This is a genomic window from Ruegeria sp. AB8 (genome assembly GCF_056542605.1).
Map to the genome: position 1 here is coordinate 189534 of NZ_JBQGAB010000006.1, position 17411 is coordinate 206944.

A 17411-nucleotide genomic window follows, 5' to 3' on the forward strand; every position below is an offset into this window, starting at 1 on the left:
GCAATCACCCATGAGTGAATCGCATAGTTTCTGACCGGGCCGCCCTACCCCTTGTTCAGCCCAAGGCGTAGCCAGCACCACGTACCGTGCGCACCGGATCGTCGCCCCCATGCTGTGTCAAAGCCTTGCGCAGGCGTCCGATATGCACGTCAACTGTTCTGGTATCGACATAAATGTCCCGCCCCCAGACCCGGTCCAGCAATTGCTCGCGGCTCCAGACCCGGCCTGGCTTTTCCATGAAAGTGCTGAGCAGGCGAAACTCGGTCGGGCCAAGTTTCAGCGGTTTGCTGTTGCGGCTGACTTTGTGTGTCTCGGAGTCCAGAACGATATCGTCATACTCCAGCCGCAGACCAACTGTCGCCGGACGCACACGCCGCAGTTGGGATCTCACCCGTGCCATGAGTTCGACGACTGAATACGGCTTGACCACATAGTCATCCGCGCCGGTTTCCAGCCCACGCACCTTGTCCACCTCTTCCGTACGGGCCGAAAGCATGATGATCGGAATGGAGCGCGTATCCGGCCGGGTTTTCAGACGCCGGCAAACTTCGATCCCGCTGAGATGTGGCATCATCCAGTCTAGCACGATGATGTCCGGGCTATCCTCATCGACCAGCAGCAGGGCTTCGTCACCGTTGGCGGCTTTTGAGACGCGAAACCCTTCTGCTTCAAGATTGTAGGCCAGCACTTCGCGCTGCGCGGGTTCATCCTCGACAACCAGAACTGTGGGCTGATCAGCGGACATGATCGCGATCTCCTAGAAGGTTTGCGAGGTGATATCAGCCTTGGGCCGCGCCTCGGAGGGTCGTTCACCGGTAACGAGATAAACAACCTGCTCAGCGATTGCAGTGACATGGTCGCCCATACGCTCGATGTTCTTGGCGATGAAATGCAAATGCATGCAGGATGAAATATTGCGCGGATCCTCGGCCATGAACGTCAGGAATTCGCGGAACAGACCGTTGTACATCTGGTCCACCTCTTCGTCCCGTTCGATCACGTCAGCCGCCAGTTCGGCATCGCGCTGGATATAGGCATCCAGGGCGTCCCGCAGCATACGCTCGACCTCGCGCGCCATACGGCGCAGAGCCGCAGCGCTTCCGTTGATCTCGCCTGCGTTGACCAAAACCGTGGTACGCTTGGCGATGTTCTTGGAATAATCGCCAATGCGTTCCAGGTTGGCCGAAACCTTCAGGACCGACAACACCAGCCTCAGATCGCCGGCCGTCGGGGACCGCAGCGCAATCAGACGCGCGGTTTCTTCGTTGATCAGTTCTTCAAGCGCGTCAATGGCCTTGTCGCCCTGCCGGACTTGCTGCGCCAGTTCCTCGTCGCGCGTCTCAAGCGAGCGGGCCGAGCTCATGATTGCGGCCTCGACCAGACCGCCCATCTTCATGATGTGGGCCTGGATCGTTTCAAGGTCGCGGTCGAATGCGGATGCAATATGTTGTTCGGTCATATCTGGTTACCTGTGCTCAGCCGATCCGGCCTGTAATGTAGCTTTCCGTTCGGGGATCCACCGGGTTGGTGAAGATCTGGCCGGTTTCGCCAAACTCGACCAGGTTGCCCAAATGGAAGAAAGCGGTCTTCTGGCTTACACGGGCAGCCTGCTGCATCGAATGGGTCACGATCACCACAGAATATTGCGCGCGCAGCTCATCGATCAGTTCCTCGACTTGCGCCGTTGCAATCGGGTCCAGCGCCGAACAGGGTTCGTCCATCAGCAGAACCTCGGGCTCGGTCGCGACGGCGCGGGCGATGCACAGGCGTTGCTGCTGACCACCGGACAGACCTGTGCCCGGGGCATCCAGCCGGTCCTTGACCTCATCCCAGATCGCACCCCGGCGCAAGGATTTCTCAACGATCTCATCCAGTTCTGCCTTGTTCTTGGCAAGGCCGTGGATGCGAGGGCCGTAAGCGACATTGTCGTAGATCGACTTGGGGAACGGGTTGGGCTTCTGGAACACCATCCCCACTTTGGCGCGCAGCTGCACCGGGTCAACACGCTTGTCATAGATGTCTTCGCCATCCAACAGGATATCACCTTCGACACGGCAAATGTCGATCGTGTCGTTCATCCGGTTCAGGCAGCGCAGGAAGGTGGATTTGCCGCACCCCGACGGGCCGATGAAGGCCGTCACCTTCTTGTCTTCGATCTCCACGTTCACGTCCTTGATGGCGTGGGCATCGCCGTAATAGACCTGAACGTTTTTCGCGGCGATCTTGATTTCTTCGGAGTCCACGGTTCTCTCCACTCGTGTCATGTCGTTCATTTTTGCCTCCACTTACCAGCGGCGTTCAAAGCGGCGGCGCAGGATGACCGCAATCGTGTTCATTGTGACGAGGAAGATCAACAGAATGATGATGCCCCCCCATGCGCGTTCGTAAAAGGCCGGGTCGGCGCGCTTGGACCATTCGTAGATCTGAGCCGGCATGGCCGAGTTCGGGGACAGGAAGCCCGCAACGATTCCGTCGGGCGGGTTCGAGGCGATAAAGCCCACCATCCCGATCAGAAGCAACGGAGCCGTTTCACCCAGCGCCTGCGCCAGACCAATGATGGTTCCGGTCAGAATACCGGGTGCGGCCAAGGGCAGAACATGGTGGAACACCGCTTGCATTTTTGAGGCCCCTACCCCCAACGCTGCATCGCGGATCGACGGCGGCACGGCCTTCAGCGACGCTCGGGTCGATATGATGATCGTCGGCAAAGTCATCAGCGTCAGCACCAGACCGCCAACCAGCGGAGCGGACGTTGGCAGGTGCATGTAGTTGATGAACACGGCCAGACCCAGGATACCGAACACGATGGACGGAACGGCAGCAAGGTTCGAGATATTCACCTCGATAATATCGGTCAGGCGGTTCTGCGGTGCGAATTCCTCGAGATAGATCGAGGCTGCAACACCAATCGGCAATGCCAGCGCCAGCACGACGAACATCATGAACAGCGAACCCAGCATTGAGACGCCGATCCCTGCCGCCTCGGGCCGTTGGTCGGACGCATCGGCGCCGAAAATGAAGTCAGGGTTAAAGGCTTTGTATAGAACACCGGCATCGCGCAATTGGTCGACAAGATCCAGCTGTTCAGCCGAGATGCTTTTGTCGTTCACGATCGACTCGCGACTTACGCGCCCCTTAAGGTAGCCGTCAACGCGGCTGTTGGTCAGAAAGCGAAAGCTGACCGTTTCGCCGATCTTGTTCGGGTTTGCGATGACGTAGTTCCGCAATTCTGCCTGCGCCGCCTTGGACAGGATCTTCCCCATTTCCTTAGGCTTCAGGTCTGTTTGAATGCCTAGCTTTTCAACTTCGGATTCCAGCGCAGCCGAAATTAGCGGTGCGTATCCGAAGGTCGACACTTTCTTGATTTCGTCAATGTTACGGTTGCCCTTTTTGTCCAGCTTGCTTTCCAGCAGGTCCACGTCCAGCTCGACATAGGTTTGCTGAAAGGCGCCGGTTCCGGCGGTGACGATATTCGTCACCAGCACAACCAACATCAGCAGCCCGACGCTGATTGCCGCGATCCCGTAAATCTTGAAACGGGATTCGGCCGCGTTCCGACGCTTGGTTCGGGCATCCTGCTCGAACAGAGAGCCGCCTTTGGGCTTGGCCGCAGGTGCGGAGGCGGGCGATTGGGACAAATCGGTCATTCGTACTGCTCCCGGTATTTGCGTACGATGTAGAGGGCGAGGATATTCAGGCCCAGCGTGATCACAAAGAGTGTCAGACCCAGCGCGAACGCGACCAGCGTTTCAGGGCTGGCAAAGTCGGTATCACCTGTCAACTGGCTGACGATCCGCGTGGTGATGGTGGTCATCGCTTCGAATGGGTTGCCCGAGAACTTTGCAATCGCACCAGCGGCCATCACAACGATCATCGTTTCACCAATGGCACGGCTGGCGGCCAGCAGAATTGCCCCGACGATGCCCGGCAGCGCTGCGGGCAGGATCACATTGCGCACGGTTTCCGAATGCGTGGCCCCAAGGCCGAGAGAACCGTCACGCATGGATTGCGGTACAGCGTTGATGATGTCGTCAGACAGCGAGGACACGAACGGAATCAGCATGATCCCCATCACCAGACCGGCCGTCAGAACCGCGTTGGAACTGGCCATCCAGCCCACCCCCAAAGCGCCACCATCACCAAAAAGGGAAACAAGCGCGGGACCAACCGTCAGCAAGGCAAACAAACCGTAAACGATGGTCGGGATACCGGCCAGAATTTCGAGCAGAGGTTTGGCAATCGACCGGGTCGCACCGGATGCATATTCCGACAGGTAAATTGCGGCGAACAGACCGATCGGCACAGCAACCAGCAGCGCAATCAGCGAGATGTATAGCGTGCCCCAGAGCAGCGGCAGAATCGACAGCTCACTTCCGCCACGGAAGTTGGGGGCCCAGGTGGTTCCCAGGAAAAAGTCTTTCCAGGAATGCAGCTGGAAGAAGTTCATAGTCTCGAACAACATCGACAGAACGATGCCGACGGTTGTCAGGATTGCAATCGACGCGGCGAGCAGCAACAGCGCTAGAACCCCCTGCTCGACCACATTGCGAGCCCGGAAATCCTTGTGCGTTCTGATATAGGCAAAAGCGGCACCAAACAGAGCAATCGCCAGAACGACGACCTGCATTGCCACCTTCCCGGTTGACGTCATGCTGCGGTACTTCTGCGCTGCCACCAAAATTGGCTGTGTGATGTCTTGCGTCAGAACCTGTCCGGACTCTTTCAGCGTTTTGGTCAGGGCTTCGATATCGGCATTGCCATCCCGGGCCTGCGCCTCAGCCATCGCGCCACTGGCCACAGCGCCATCCAGTCCATATGCGACCCGGCGGACCTCGCTCATGACTAGGCCGCGATCTGAACCCTCGGGGATCGCTTGATCAGGAATAAGGCCGGAAACAGTGCTGTTCACGATCATCGGCTGCACCAGCAGCCAGATGATCAGCACACCCAATGCCGGAACCAACGCGGTCAGAGCAACGTTGTAGCCATAGTATGATGGCAGAGAATGCAAATCACGGGCCTCTCCAGCCGCGCTCGCCAATGCACGGGACCGGCCCGCGGAAAATCCAATCACTGCCAGTGCAAGCAGGATAACCAACAGCCAGGATAGCGCCATGAGAACTCCGTAATGATTGCAGAGTAGGAGTCAAAAGGAACCGGGACGCGAAGAAAACGCCCCGGTTCCGTTCATATGAATATTTAGGAACCGCCGCCCAGAACAGTTTCGTTGGCTACGGTTTCCTGTACCTTGACCAGCTCGGGGTCGGATACCAGGCCGTATTCTGCCAGTGGGCCATCGGGGCCCGCGATCTCGTCAGCGACGAAGAACTCGGCATACTCTTTCAGGCCGGGGATCACGCCGATGTGGGCCTTCTTCACGTAGAAGAACAGCGGGCGCGAAACAGGGTATTCGCCAGATGCGATCGACTCGGTCGAAGGAACGATGCCGGACATAGTCGCGACCTGCAGCTTGTCGGTGTTGTTCTCATAGAACGCCAGACCAAAGACGCCGATGCCGTCCTTGTTGCTTTCGATACGGGCCAGTGTTTCGGTGTAGTCGCCGTCGATGTCGACCGAAACGCCGTCGGTACGCAGCGCGATACAGGCTTTTTCAGCGGCTTTCTTATCGTCGCCGTTGGAAGCCCTGTAGACGTCGAAGTCGCCCAGATGCTCACAACCGGCCAGGATCACCTTGTCTTCGAACACTTCACGGGTGCCGTGCTTGGTGCCCGGGATGAAGGCTGCGATCGGCTGTGCCGGGAAGTTCGGGTTCACGTCGGCCCAGGTTTTGTTCGGGTTGTCGACCAGTTCACCGTCAACGACGATCTGAGCGGACAGGGCTTTGTACCAGTCTTCCGGCGTGAACTCGAACGAGTTGCCGTTGATGTCGGATGCGAAAACGATGCCGTCATAACCGATCTGAACTTCGATGATGTCAGTCACGCCCTTGTCGGCACAGGCCTTGATTTCCTTTTCGCGGATCTGGCGCGACGCGTTTGCAACGTCGATGGTGTTTTCGCCAACACCTTCACAAAAACGCTTCAGACCCGCCGAGGAACCGCCCGATTCAACAACCGGTGTCGGGAAGTCAAAGTTTTCACCGAAGGCTTCAGCAACGATCGAAGCGTAAGGCAGCACGGTTGACGAACCGGCAACCTGTACCTGATCACGCGCAGCAGCAGTAGTCGCCGAAACGGCCGCGATGGCCAGTGCAGAAGCCGACAGTTTTACAAAGGACATTTCAGTCTCCTTGACAAAGATATGTAGTGATCATCCCCATGATGATCTTGGGCGAACCCCTAAGAGGCGCGCGTAAGCCTTTTGTGACAGGTGTGTAACAGTTTCATGACAAGCCGGAGGAAAGTTGCATAACTTTGCGCAAAGCTGTCATGCATTTGCCGCAAGGCTTCCGTGAGCAGGTTTCAGGTTTCGCTGTGTCCGATGGGAAGGATCACAGTGAACGTTGTGCCCTGCCCCAATTCGCTTTCCACACGCAACCGGCCGCGATGCCGGTTGACGATGTGTTTTACAATCGCCAGCCCAAGTCCCGTCCCCCCCAACTGACGTGACCGGTGGCTGTCGGCCCGATAAAACCGTTCCGTCAGCCGGGGCAAATGTACTGAGTCGATACCTGGCCCCTTGTCCGCCACCTGAACACGCACAGACGGGCCACGTACGGTCGCGTCACGCTCCAAAAGCTCAAGCGTGACATCAACGACGCCGCCGCTGCTGCCGTATTTGATGGCGTTCTCGATAAGGTTGGTGAAGACCTGACGCAGTTGATCGGCATCACCCGGCAGCGACACGGAATCCGGCGGCGCGTTCAGAGACAAAGCGACTTGCACATCCTCTGCCAGCGGGCGCAGCGTGTTTATCGTTGATTGCAACAGCCCCGTCAGGTCCACTGCTTCCTTTGGCCGGATACGTTCCTCGCTCTCGACCCGGTTTAGCGACAACAGATCGCCCACCAGACGGTTCATCCGGTTCGCCTCATCCATCATGATCTGCAGGAACCGGTCCCGCGCGGCCTCATCCTTTCGGGCCGGGCCACGCAGTGTTTCAATGAACCCCATCAGGGCGGTCAAGGGGGTGCGCAACTCGTGACTGACATTGGCTACAAAGTCCCGCCGCATCTGGCTTGCCTGTTCCAGATGGCTCACGTCCTGAAAGATGGCCAAAACTGCTCCGCCGGAAACGGCACCGACCCCGTTTACGTATCTGCACTGAACCTCGAACGTGGTGTCCTGCGCACCGTCGTTGGACAGATGCTTTGTTCTCGCGGCCCCTTTCGTGCTCAGGCTTTGCTCCATCGCTTCGATAACCTGAGGCTGCCGCAGGATGGTTGCGAAATGCCGGCCATGAATGTTGCGGCCCAACAGAGTTATGGCATCAGTGTTGGCAGCAACGATCCGCTCTGTCTGGTCGACCATCAATGCTGGCATGGGAATGGCCGAAACAAATTCGTTTAGCTGATCTTCTGCCATTGCGCGGCCTTTCTACTTGTCTCTTCAAAAGGCCTATGAAATCGGCTTCAGGGTTTCACGAAATTTCCGCATATTGTCCTGATAGTGCAGCGCGCTGAGTGTAAGCCGCTGCGCCGTCGCCTCATCCACCTGGCGCACGACCTTTCCGGGCGATCCCATGACTAGGGAATTGTCCGGAATCTCCTTGTTTTCGGTGATCAGCGCCCCGGCCCCGATCAGGCAGTTCTTGCCGATCCTGGCCCCGTTCAGAACGATGGCACCCATCCCGATCAAGGTATTCTCACCGATTGTGCAGCCGTGCAGCATGACCTTGTGGCCAATGGTGCAATTGGCCCCGATGGTCAGCGGGAAACCGGCGTCGATATGCATGACGCAGTTTTCCTGCACATTGCTGCCCGCACCCACGCGAATTTCCTCGTGATCGGCGCGGATGGTGCAGCCGAACCAGACCGAGGCGCCTTGCTCCAGCACGACCTTCCCAATCAAATTGGCGTCGGGCGCAACCCAGGTATCCTCGTGAAGTTGCGGTGTGTGTTCGCCCAATGCGTAGATGGTCATGACAAACCCTCGAACTCACTTTGCAATGTCCGCACATGATCCTGCAACGCGGGTTGCTGAATGCGGCGCATTCGCTCGGCGCTGACGATCGTCTTCAGCTTTTCTTCGGTTGCATTCAGATCGTCATTGATCAGCACGTAATCGTAATACCCCCAATGGCTGATTTCGTCCCAGCTTTTGAGCATCCGTTTGGCGATCACTTCTTCACTGTCCTGCCCCCGGCTTTCCAACCTGCGTCGCAATTCCGGAATCGAAGGCGGAAGAATAAAGATCGAAAGCGCATGTTTGCCCAGATCCGAGTTCCGGATCTGCACCTCACCCTGCCAGTCGACATCGAACAGGACATCCTTGCCACTGTTGATCGACTCGCGAACCGGACCTGCGGGAGAGCCATAGAAGTTTCCGAAAACATGCGCATGTTCCAGCATCTGACCGTCTGAAACCTGCTGACGAAACGTGTCTTCGCTTAAAAAATAGTAATCGCGCCCGTGTTCTTCGCCCGGTCGCGGCGCGCGGGTTGTTGCCGAAACTGAAAACTCCAGCTCTGTGTCCCAACTCATCAACCGTTTGGCCAGCGTGGATTTGCCCGCGCCCGATGGCGAGGACAAAATGATAAGAAGGCCTCGTCTATCCGCCATATCCTTACGCTCCGATCTTATTCCACGTTTTGCACTTGTTCGCGCATTTGATCTATCACAGCCTTAAGTTCGAGGCCTACGGCGGTAAGCTCCGCGCTTTGCGCCTTGGAACACAAGGTGTTGGCCTCGCGGTTGAACTCCTGCATCAGAAAATCCAGCTTGCGTCCTACCGCACTGTCCTGCGCCAGCAAAGTGCGGGCGGCGATCACGTGGGCACCCAGTCTGTCAATCTCTTCGGTGATGTCCGCCTTAACGGCGATCAGCGCAAGCTCTTGCGCGACGCGGTCCGGGTCCGCACCCTGAGCGTTGTCCAGAACGCGGGCCAGGTTCTCCTGCAACGCCTCGGCAGCCTTGCCTTTGCGCTTTTCGGCCAACTCAGCCGCCTGAGCTGTCAGCGCCGCGACCTGATCCAGTTGCCCGTCAAGTATACCGGCCAACGCTTTCCCCTCGGCCCGCCGCATGTCGATAAAGGCGCCCAGAAGTGCAGGAAATTCAGACTGAAGATGTGCGACCAAAGGCGCGGCATCGTCCGTATCATTGCCCGCTTCCATCATGCCTTTCAACGCAAGCAAATCTGCGGCACAGGATGGCGCAAGCGTCAAGCCACGCGCTGCAGCCATGTTTTCTGTTCGAGCCAGCGCATCCAATGCCGATTCCATCGCGGTTTCATTCAGCACAAGATCTGGTGCCGTTTCTTCGCGGCTCAGCCGCAACGACAAAGTCACATTGCCGCGGCTAAGAGATTTGGACAGTTCCCCCCGCAAGGCGGCTTCCAATCCGGTCAGCCAATCCGGCAGGCGCAGGCGCATGTCCAGACCCTTGCCATTCACGCTGCGGAGCTCCCACGTCCAGCTATGCGGCCCGAAAGCCCCCTTACCCGAGGCAAATCCGGTCATGGATCTGATCATGCCTGCCCTTTCTGTCGATGCCATTTCCTGCGTGCTTGCCGCACCTAATGCCATAGACCGCCACAGGGCAAGACCTTGCTGTGATTGCGTGAACTCCCGGAAGTTAACCATTCGTTAAAGAATTCCTCCAAAATTGAGTTAACCCGTGCCAATCTTCCTTTCATGGTTGTTGGAACGCCTATGGCCGTAATGCGTAGCATTTTATGAAAATGGCGTTTGATTGGTACGGGGTGACGAAAGTGAAGTCTCTTTTCGGGAATGGTTCCGGGTCCAAATTTGGAAAGATCGTTGCAATGGATCGTTTTGACAGTGGGCGCAGTCTTACTCCGATCCGTCAGGCCGAAGCCTACTGGACGGCTCTTTTAACCGGTGACGGCGTTCCGATGCGGTCACAGATCGACCCGCGCGGACTTGAGAATATTCTGGAATACACCTTTGTTCTTGAACGTATCGCCCCCGGTCTGGCGCGGTTCCGCCTTGCAGGCAGCCATCAGACCAAACTGGCTGGCATGGAAGTCCGCGGCATGCCCCTTACCGCATTTTTCGAGGCCTCTGCGAGGCGGCAGATTACCGAAGTTCTGGAACGGGTTTTTTCGGAACCCGCGCTGGCAGAGATGGACCTGCTCTCAAAAGGACGTTTGGGCAGCGCGCGTTTGCAGGCACGCATGATCCTTTTGCCACTGAGAAGCGATCTGGGCGATGTCAGCCGGATACTGGGCGTGATGGTCAGCGACGGCACCATTGGTGCCACCCCCAGACGTTTTGCGATCAAGGAAAGTCGGATCCGCGCTGTTTCCGAAATCCAAGCCCCCCAAAACGTACAGAAACAATTGGCCGAGGGGTTTGCCGAGAAACAAGAAGGGTTCAAACACCCCGCCTCTCATTTGCGGCTTGTCGTTTCGCGAAAGGATTGAACTAATCCGATCAAATGAAAACGGCGGGCACCATGGCCCGCCGTTCTGCTTTTCTGGGAAGCACTATCAGCTGGCTTCGCGCTTAACGCGGTCGCGGCGGAGGTTGGTCAGTTCCTCAGCGACCAGGAACGCCAGCTCCAGCGACTGGGACGCATTCAGGCGTGGGTCGCAGGCGGTATGATAGCGGTCTGACAGGTCTTCTTCGGTCACGGCCCGCACGCCACCGGTGCATTCGGTCACGTCCAAACCTGTCATCTCGAAATGAACGCCGCCGGGGATGGTGCCCTCGGCCTGATGCACACCGAAGAAGTCGCGCACTTCGCGCAGGACCGAGTCGAACGGGCGGGTTTTGTAGCCCGTGGCCGACTTGATCGTATTGCCGTGCATCGGATCGCAGACCCAGGTCACCTTGGCGCCCTCTTCCTTGACGGCCTTGATCAGGCGCGGCAGATGCTCGCCCGCGTTACCCGCACCAAAGCGTGCAATAAGGGTCAGGCGGCCTTCTTCATTCTCCGGGTTCAGCCTCGACATCAGAACCTTGAGGTCTTCGGCCGTTGTGGTCGGGCCGCATTTCAGTCCGATCGGATTCTGAACGCCACGGCAGAACTCGACATGCGCACCGTCAGGCTGACGGGTGCGGTCGCCGATCCAGATCATGTGACCGGAGCCAGCCAGCCAGTTGCCGGACGTGGAATCAAGCCGCGTCAGGGCCTCTTCATATTCCAGCAACAGCCCTTCGTGGCTGGTGTAGAACTCAACCGTCGAAAACTCATGCGTTGTATCCGCCGTGATCCCGGCTGCGCCCATGAAATCGATGGTGTCCTGAATACGATCCGCGATCTCGGAATATTTCTGGACATCCTGTTTGTCGGTGAAGCCCAGTGTCCAGGAGTGGACACGGCTCATGTCCGCGAATCCGCCGGTCGAAAATGCGCGCAACAGGTTCAGCGTGGCCGCCGCCTGCGTGTAGGCCTGAAGCATCTTGTCCGGATTCGGAATCCGCGCCTCGGGCGTGAAGGCCAATTCGTTGATGATGTCACCACGATAGCTGGGCAGTTCGACGCCATCCATCACCTCGGTCGGGGCGCTGCGCGGCTTGGCGAACTGGCCGGCCATGCGGCCGACTTTGACCACCGGCACCTTTGCACCATAGGTTAGAACCATCGCCATCTGCAGCATCACCTTGAAGGTGTCGCGGATCGCGTCCGCGCTGAATTGTTCAAAACTTTCAGCACAATCCCCGCCCTGCAGCAGGAAGGCTTCGCCGCGACCGGCGGCACCCAGATGTTGCTTGAGGCGCCGCGCCTCACCGGCAAAAACCAGCGGGGGATACTGCGAAAGCTGGGCCTCGACCTTGGCCAGGGCGGCCGCGTCGGTATAGTCTGGCATCTGAACCCGTGGCTTGTTGCGCCAGTCCGTTTTTTGCCATTCTGTCATAGCTTTGATCTCCGCTGAAGTAGTCAGGTCGCCTCTATACAAAATGTATTGAAGAGTGACCATATCCCATTTGCGCCCCTTGACGCCGCAAACAAGCTTTGGTCATGGTGACTGATAAAGCTGACGCCGGGAAAACGATCACCCGGCGCCGAATCAAGGACATCACGCCATGAAAGAGCAACGCCAAGTTGTCACGGTGCCAGACACTGCGTCCAATCCGCAAAACTTTGTTTTCGTTTTGCTGGACAAATTCTCACTTTTGTCCTTTGCGTCCGCGCTGGACAGCCTGCGGATCGCCAACCGCATGGCCGGTCGCCAGCTTTATACGTGGTCACTGGTGGGCGAAGGCGGTGAGACCGTCAGTTGTTCCGCCGGAACAACCTTCAAACTGGACGCCGACCTGATCGAACTGCGGCGCGACGAGGTTGTCCTGATCTGCGGCGGTGTCGATGTTCAGTCCGCAACCACGAAAAAAGTGCTGAACTGGTTGCGTCGCGAGGCACGCCGAGGGCTCAAGGTCGGCGGGCTGTGTACAGCGGCTTACACGATGGCAAAGGCCGGTCTTCTGGACGGAAAACGGGCGACGATCCACTGGGAAAACTCCGACAGTTTCATCGAGGAGTTCGATGAAGTGGAACTGACCAAATCGGTGTTCCTGATCGACGGCAATCGCATGACGACCGCAGGCGGTACTTCGTCCATCGACCTGATGCTCAAGCTGATCGCTGATGAATTCGGTGAGGATCTGGCAAACGCCGTGGCCGACCAGATGATCTATTCATCGATCCGCACAGATCAGGATACGCAGCGGCTGTCGACCCCGACACGGATCGGTGTGCGGCACCCCAAGCTGAGTCAGGTCATTCTGATGATGGAAAAAAACATCGAAGAGCCGATTTCGCCTTCGATTCTGGCGAAAGAAGTCGGCATGTCGACCCGCCAGCTGGAGCGTCTGTTCCGTCGCTACCTAAGCCGATCACCCAAGCGGTATTATATGGAACTGCGTCTTCACAAGGCCCGCAACCTGCTGATGCAGACGGATATGAGCGTCATTAACGTGGCACTCGCCTGCGGCTTTGCCAGCCCTTCGCATTTCTCGAAATGCTACCGGGCGCACTACAACACGACCCCTTATCGTGAGCGCGGAACGCAAAGCGGGCGGTTGTCGGTTTAAGGGCCGCGCGGTTGGCGCTCTCAGCGTGACATCCTGTAAACCGCGCCCTGCCCCACGGAAATGAACCAGATTGCCCCATCGGGACCTTCGACGATGTCCCGCACACGCTCGGTCATGGGGCCTTTGATCTGTTCCACCTCGCGCAGCGGAGAACCTGCCAGACGCGCGATATAGTCAAACTTGAGCGACCCGACAAAGATATCCCCCTTCCACTTGGGCCACATTTTGCCGGAATAGACAAGCAATCCCGAAGGGGCGATGGAGGGGTCCCAGTAATGTTCGGGCTGCTTCATACCCGGCTTCGACGTGCCTTCACCGATCTTCTGACCGGAATAGTGAACACCGTACGAGATAACGGGCCAACCGTAATTGGCGCCGGGCTGAACCAGATTGACCTCGTCACCACCCTTGGCCCCATGTTCCGACACCCACAAACGGCCCCGGGCGTCAAGCCCTGCGCCCTGCGGGTTTCGATGGCCGTAAGACCAGATTTCAGGCCGTATCGCGGCCTGACCCACGAAGGGATTGTCTGCGGGAACTGAGCCATCGCGATTGATCCGGATGACCGTCCCCAGATGATTGGACCTGTCCTGGGCCGCAGGACGGTCCCCACGCTCGCCCAGCGTCACGAATAATCTGCCATCCGTTGCTTCGACCACGCGCGAGCCGAAATGGCGGCCTCCTGATCCGCCCGGGACGGCCTGGAAAATGATGCGGACGTTGGTGAGCTTTTTGCCGTCTTCCGCAAGACGCGCCACCGCGACCGCTGTGCCGGCACCACCCTGTTGAGCTTTGGAGAAGGTAAGGAAAATCTCTCTGCTACGCGCGAAATCACGTGCGATTGTGACATCCAGCAAACCGCCCTGCCCCGATGCGATCACGGCAGGCACACCCGAGACCAGATGTTTTCTGTCCCCGTCGAAGTACAAAAGATCGCCGTCTCGCTCCGTCACCAGAAATATGTCGTCGGAGATGATCCCGATCGCCCACGGCGTATCCAGCCCGGTGGCCATTTCCTCGACACTTACCGGGCCTTGCGAGGTTTGCAGTTCGTCCGCCCATGCGGTCACAGCAATCCCCAGCATCGAAAGAATCGCGCAAACCCTGATCATCATTACCCTCCTGCTTTGGCCAGACGCCCAAGTTTTGGTTAAACCCAACAAAACAAATAGAGTTCGGACAAGCAAAAGCACTTTTTCGTTAGGACTTTCCTTTTTCGCATTGCTTGCCTAGGGTCATGGCCGGACGTTAACGTTCCAATATGGGAGTAACCTTATGAAAAAGCTGCTAACAGCAACTGCAGCAACCGCTTTGCTGGCCGGTACCGCCATGGCCGAAGATGTCAAACTTGGTATCCTGTTCGGCTTCACCGGCCCAATTGAATCACTGGCACCGGCGATGGGGTCCGGCGCAGAAATGGCGATGGCCGAAGTCACGGAATCCGGCAAACTTTTGGATGGCGCAACCGTCACCGGAACCCGGGCCGATACCGGCTGCATCGACAACGGTCTGGCCACCTCGAACGGCGAACGCATGATTGCCGATGGCGTTGCCGGCATCATCGGCGGCGACTGCTCGGGTGTGACCGGAGCGATCCTGCAGAACGTCGCAATCCCGAACGGCATGGTCATGATCTCGCCGTCGGCAACGTCGCCCGGTCTGTCGACCATGGAAGACAACGGCCTGTTCTTCCGCACCGCACCTTCGGATGCGCGCGAAGGTCAGGTGATGGCAGACATTCTGAAAGACCGCGGCATCAACTCGATCGCTCTGACTTACACCAACAACGATTACGGCAAGGGTCTGGCGGACGCGATCCAGACTTCGTTCGAAGCAGCTGGCGGTGAAATCACCATTGTTGCGGCGCACGAAGACGGCAAAGCCGACTATTCGGCCGAAGTTGGCGCTCTGGCGTCGGCAGGTGGCGATATTCTGGTGGTTGCCGGTTATCTGGACCAGGGCGGTCTGGGCATCATCCAATCGGCACTGGACAGCGGTGCATTCGACACGTTCGGTCTGCCCGGCGGCATGATCGGTGACTCGCTGCCCGCGAATGTGGGACCAGACCTGAACGGCTCGTTCGGTCAGATCGCCGGTTCGGGTGGTGAAGGTGCCGAGAAGTACTTTGCCATGGCCGAGGCCGGTGGCTTCGACGGCTCGTCGCCTTATTCGCCTGAATCCTATGACGCCGCCGCGTTGTTCATGCTGGCCATGCAGGCCGCTGGGTCGACCAACCCGGCCGACTACGGTGCCAAGATCATGGACGTCGCCAACGCTCCGGGTGAAAAGATCTATCCGGGTGAACTGGCCAAGGGTCTGGAACTGCTGGCTGCAGGTCAGGACATCGACTATGTCGGCGCCTCGGGCGTGGAACTGATCGGCCCCGGCGAGAGCGCTGGTTCTTACCGCGAGATCGAAGTGACCGACGGCGAAAACAAGACAGTCAACTTCCGTTGACGCCTCAGCACAACTTATAAATCGAGCAGCCCGGGCCTTGTGTCCGGGCTGTTTCAATGACAAAAGACCGCACCTCTTCTCTGGGGATGGGACAACAAGAACGCCGAACAGGGCGGCAAGGGGATAATATGATCGTCGTCGAAGACGTGCATAAGCATTTCGGCGGGTTTCATGCGGTGGATGGGGCATCGCTGGAAATCCAAAAGGGTTCAATCACCGGTCTGATCGGGCCGAACGGGGCCGGAAAAACCACTCTGTTCAACGTGATCGCCGGGGTACTGCCCCCCACAAGCGGAAAAGTGTTCATGGACGGCGAGGACATCACCGGCCTGCCTCCGCATGAGCTGTTTCACAAGGGCTTGCTGCGCACCTTCCAGATCGCGCACGAATTCTCGTCGATGAGCTGCCGCGAAAACCTGATGATGGTTCCCGGTGCCCAATCAGGGGAATCGCTGTGGAACACGTGGTTCGGACGCAAGCGCATCGCAGATGAGGAACGCGCTTTGCGCGCGAAAGCCGACGAGGTTCTGGAGTTCCTGACCATCGAGCATCTGGCCGACCACAAAGCCGGTCAGGTTTCGGGTGGGCAGAAGAAGCTGCTGGAACTTGGCCGCACCATGATGGTCGACGCCAAGATCGTGTTTCTGGATGAGGTCGGCGCGGGCGTGAACCGCACGCTGCTGATGACCATCGCCGACACGATCCTGCGCCTGAACAAGGAACGCGGCTATACGTTTGTGGTCATCGAGCACGACATGGATTTCATCGGCAAGATCTGCGATCCGGTCATCTGTATGGCCGAGGGCAAGGTGCTGGCCGAAGGTACGCTGGACGAAATCAAGGCCAATGAGCACGTGATCGAAGCCTATCTGGGCACCGGTTTGAAAAACAAGGACAAGCTGGAGGCCCAAACATGACCGCTGGCACGAGCGACAATCCCTATCAGGATGACCACGGCAACAAGGACGCCTCGATCACCAACACCCGCGGTGCCGGCACCATGACGCCTGCACACAGCAAAAGCGGCGAAACCCACAGGGTCGAAGGTGGTCCCTTTCTGATCGGCGACACGATGACGGGTGGCTACGGCAAGGGTCCGGATATTCTGCATGACTGCACCATCGCCGTCGACAAGGGCGAAATCGCCGTGATCGTTGGCCCGAACGGAGCCGGCAAATCGACCGCAATGAAGGCCGTTTTCGGAATGCTGGACGTCCGGTCCGGTTCGGTGCGACTGGACGGCGAGGATATTACCAACCTCACCCCGCAGGACCGTGTGATCCGGGGGATGGGGTTTGTGCCGCAGACCTCGAACATCTTCACTTCGATGACGGTGGAAGAAAATCTGGAGATGGGCGCCTTCATCCGGCGCGACGACATCAGTCAGACGATGGAGCAGGTCTATGACCTGTTTCCCATCCTGCGCGACAAACGCAACCAAGCCGCCGGAGAGCTGTCGGGTGGACAGCGCCAGCAGGTCGCCGTGGGCCGTGCGCTGATGACTCAGCCCAAAGTTCTGATGCTGGACGAACCGACCGCCGGAGTCTCACCCATTGTGATGGATGAGTTGTTTGACCGGATCATCGAGGTTTCCCGCACCGGGTTGCCGATCCTGATGGTGGAACAGAACGCCCGTCAGGCGCTGGAGATCGCGGACAAGGGATATGTGCTGGTTCAGGGGCGGAACGCCTATACCGGCACGGGCAAGGAACTGCTGGCCGATCCCGAAGTTCGTAAGAGTTTTTTGGGGGGGTGAGAATGCGACCACTACACTCCGCTGCCATCGCCAATCTTCTAGCACCACAGTCTTTGAAAGCTCAAACAAAATCAATCTCGGAGAA

The 17411-nt window shown here is 58.1% G+C and carries 17 protein-coding genes; 5 read left to right on the top strand and 12 right to left on the bottom strand.

The window, feature by feature from the left end; all coding sequences use genetic code 11:
• Positions 1 to 55 precede the first annotated feature (55 nt).
• The 10 genes from phoB to ACR0CG_RS08550 all read right to left on the bottom strand — a co-directional run bounded on the left by phoB (position 56) and on the right by ACR0CG_RS08550 (position 9588).
• Entirely contained in the window at positions 56 to 745 is a 690-nt protein-coding gene (gene phoB / locus ACR0CG_RS08505; protein WP_480524089.1) for a phosphate regulon transcriptional regulator PhoB, read from the bottom strand.
• A gap of 12 nt (positions 746 to 757) precedes the next feature.
• On the bottom strand, positions 758 to 1459 hold the full coding sequence (gene phoU, locus ACR0CG_RS08510; protein ID WP_480524091.1) for a phosphate signaling complex protein PhoU: 702 nt from the start codon (positions 1457 to 1459) through the stop codon (positions 758 to 760).
• Between the two features lie 16 nt (positions 1460 to 1475).
• On the bottom strand, positions 1476 to 2273 hold the full coding sequence (pstB, locus tag ACR0CG_RS08515; protein ID WP_170677121.1) for a phosphate ABC transporter ATP-binding protein PstB: 798 nt from the start codon (positions 2271 to 2273) through the stop codon (positions 1476 to 1478).
• A 12-nt stretch (positions 2274 to 2285) separates the two neighbouring features.
• Positions 2286 to 3647, bottom strand: coding sequence for a phosphate ABC transporter permease PstA (gene pstA / locus ACR0CG_RS08520; RefSeq protein ID WP_480524093.1), 1362 nt, complete (start codon positions 3645 to 3647; stop codon positions 2286 to 2288).
• On the bottom strand, positions 3644 to 5116 hold the full coding sequence (gene pstC / locus ACR0CG_RS08525) for a phosphate ABC transporter permease subunit PstC (protein WP_480524095.1): 1473 nt from the start codon (positions 5114 to 5116) through the stop codon (positions 3644 to 3646). The genes pstA and pstC overlap by 4 nt, the downstream gene beginning before the upstream one ends.
• Before the next feature lie 83 nt (positions 5117 to 5199).
• The gene (locus tag ACR0CG_RS08530) at positions 5200 to 6240 is read right to left on the bottom strand and encodes a substrate-binding domain-containing protein (protein WP_480524097.1); all 1041 of its coding nucleotides are present in this window, start codon (positions 6238 to 6240) and stop codon (positions 5200 to 5202) included.
• A 182-nt stretch (positions 6241 to 6422) separates the two neighbouring features.
• Positions 6423 to 7484, bottom strand: coding sequence for a sensor histidine kinase (locus tag ACR0CG_RS08535; RefSeq protein WP_480524099.1), 1062 nt, complete (start codon positions 7482 to 7484; stop codon positions 6423 to 6425).
• Positions 7485 to 7517: 33 nt separating this feature from the next.
• On the bottom strand, positions 7518 to 8042 hold the full coding sequence (locus tag ACR0CG_RS08540; RefSeq protein WP_480524101.1) for a gamma carbonic anhydrase family protein: 525 nt from the start codon (positions 8040 to 8042) through the stop codon (positions 7518 to 7520).
• On the bottom strand, positions 8039 to 8680 hold the full coding sequence (gene gmk, locus ACR0CG_RS08545) for a guanylate kinase (RefSeq protein ID WP_170615024.1): 642 nt from the start codon (positions 8678 to 8680) through the stop codon (positions 8039 to 8041). The genes ACR0CG_RS08540 and gmk overlap by 4 nt, the downstream gene beginning before the upstream one ends.
• Positions 8681 to 8697: 17 nt before the next feature.
• Complete coding sequence (locus tag ACR0CG_RS08550; protein WP_480524103.1) at positions 8698 to 9588, bottom strand: YicC/YloC family endoribonuclease; 891 nt, start codon at positions 9586 to 9588, stop codon at positions 8698 to 8700.
• Between the two features lie 293 nt (positions 9589 to 9881).
• On the opposite strand from ACR0CG_RS08550, the gene ACR0CG_RS08555 reads away from it, so the two are divergent.
• The gene (locus tag ACR0CG_RS08555) at positions 9882 to 10502 is read left to right on the top strand and encodes a PAS domain-containing protein (RefSeq protein ID WP_480524105.1); all 621 of its coding nucleotides are present in this window, start codon (positions 9882 to 9884) and stop codon (positions 10500 to 10502) included.
• Positions 10503 to 10568: 66 nt separating this feature from the next.
• Here the strand turns inward: ACR0CG_RS08555 and ACR0CG_RS08560 are convergent, their stop codons facing one another.
• Complete coding sequence (locus tag ACR0CG_RS08560; protein WP_480524107.1) at positions 10569 to 11939, bottom strand: class II 3-deoxy-7-phosphoheptulonate synthase; 1371 nt, start codon at positions 11937 to 11939, stop codon at positions 10569 to 10571.
• Between the two features lie 169 nt (positions 11940 to 12108).
• On the opposite strand from ACR0CG_RS08560, the gene ACR0CG_RS08565 reads away from it, so the two are divergent.
• The gene (locus tag ACR0CG_RS08565) at positions 12109 to 13113 is read left to right on the top strand and encodes a GlxA family transcriptional regulator (RefSeq protein ID WP_480524109.1); all 1005 of its coding nucleotides are present in this window, start codon (positions 12109 to 12111) and stop codon (positions 13111 to 13113) included.
• A gap of 20 nt (positions 13114 to 13133) precedes the next feature.
• Here ACR0CG_RS08565 and ACR0CG_RS08570 read toward each other — a convergent pair whose 3' ends face one another.
• The gene (locus tag ACR0CG_RS08570; RefSeq protein ID WP_480524133.1) at positions 13134 to 14225 is read right to left on the bottom strand and encodes a PQQ-dependent sugar dehydrogenase; all 1092 of its coding nucleotides are present in this window, start codon (positions 14223 to 14225) and stop codon (positions 13134 to 13136) included.
• A 163-nt stretch (positions 14226 to 14388) separates the two neighbouring features.
• Here ACR0CG_RS08570 and ACR0CG_RS08575 point away from each other — a divergent pair, with 163 nt between their 5' ends.
• The 3 genes from ACR0CG_RS08575 to ACR0CG_RS08585 all read left to right on the top strand — a co-directional run bounded on the left by ACR0CG_RS08575 (position 14389) and on the right by ACR0CG_RS08585 (position 17326).
• Positions 14389 to 15570, top strand: a complete 1182-nt coding sequence (locus tag ACR0CG_RS08575) for an ABC transporter substrate-binding protein (protein ID WP_170615018.1) — start codon at positions 14389 to 14391, stop codon at positions 15568 to 15570.
• A 128-nt stretch (positions 15571 to 15698) separates the two neighbouring features.
• Positions 15699 to 16487: an ABC transporter ATP-binding protein gene (locus tag ACR0CG_RS08580; RefSeq protein WP_480524111.1), complete on the top strand. Its 789-nt coding sequence runs from the start codon at positions 15699 to 15701 to the stop codon at positions 16485 to 16487.
• Positions 16484 to 17326, top strand: a complete 843-nt coding sequence (locus tag ACR0CG_RS08585; RefSeq protein ID WP_170806362.1) for an ABC transporter ATP-binding protein — start codon at positions 16484 to 16486, stop codon at positions 17324 to 17326. Before ACR0CG_RS08580 ends, ACR0CG_RS08585 begins: the two co-directional genes overlap by 4 nt.
• The last annotated feature ends 85 nt before the right edge of the window (positions 17327 to 17411 follow it).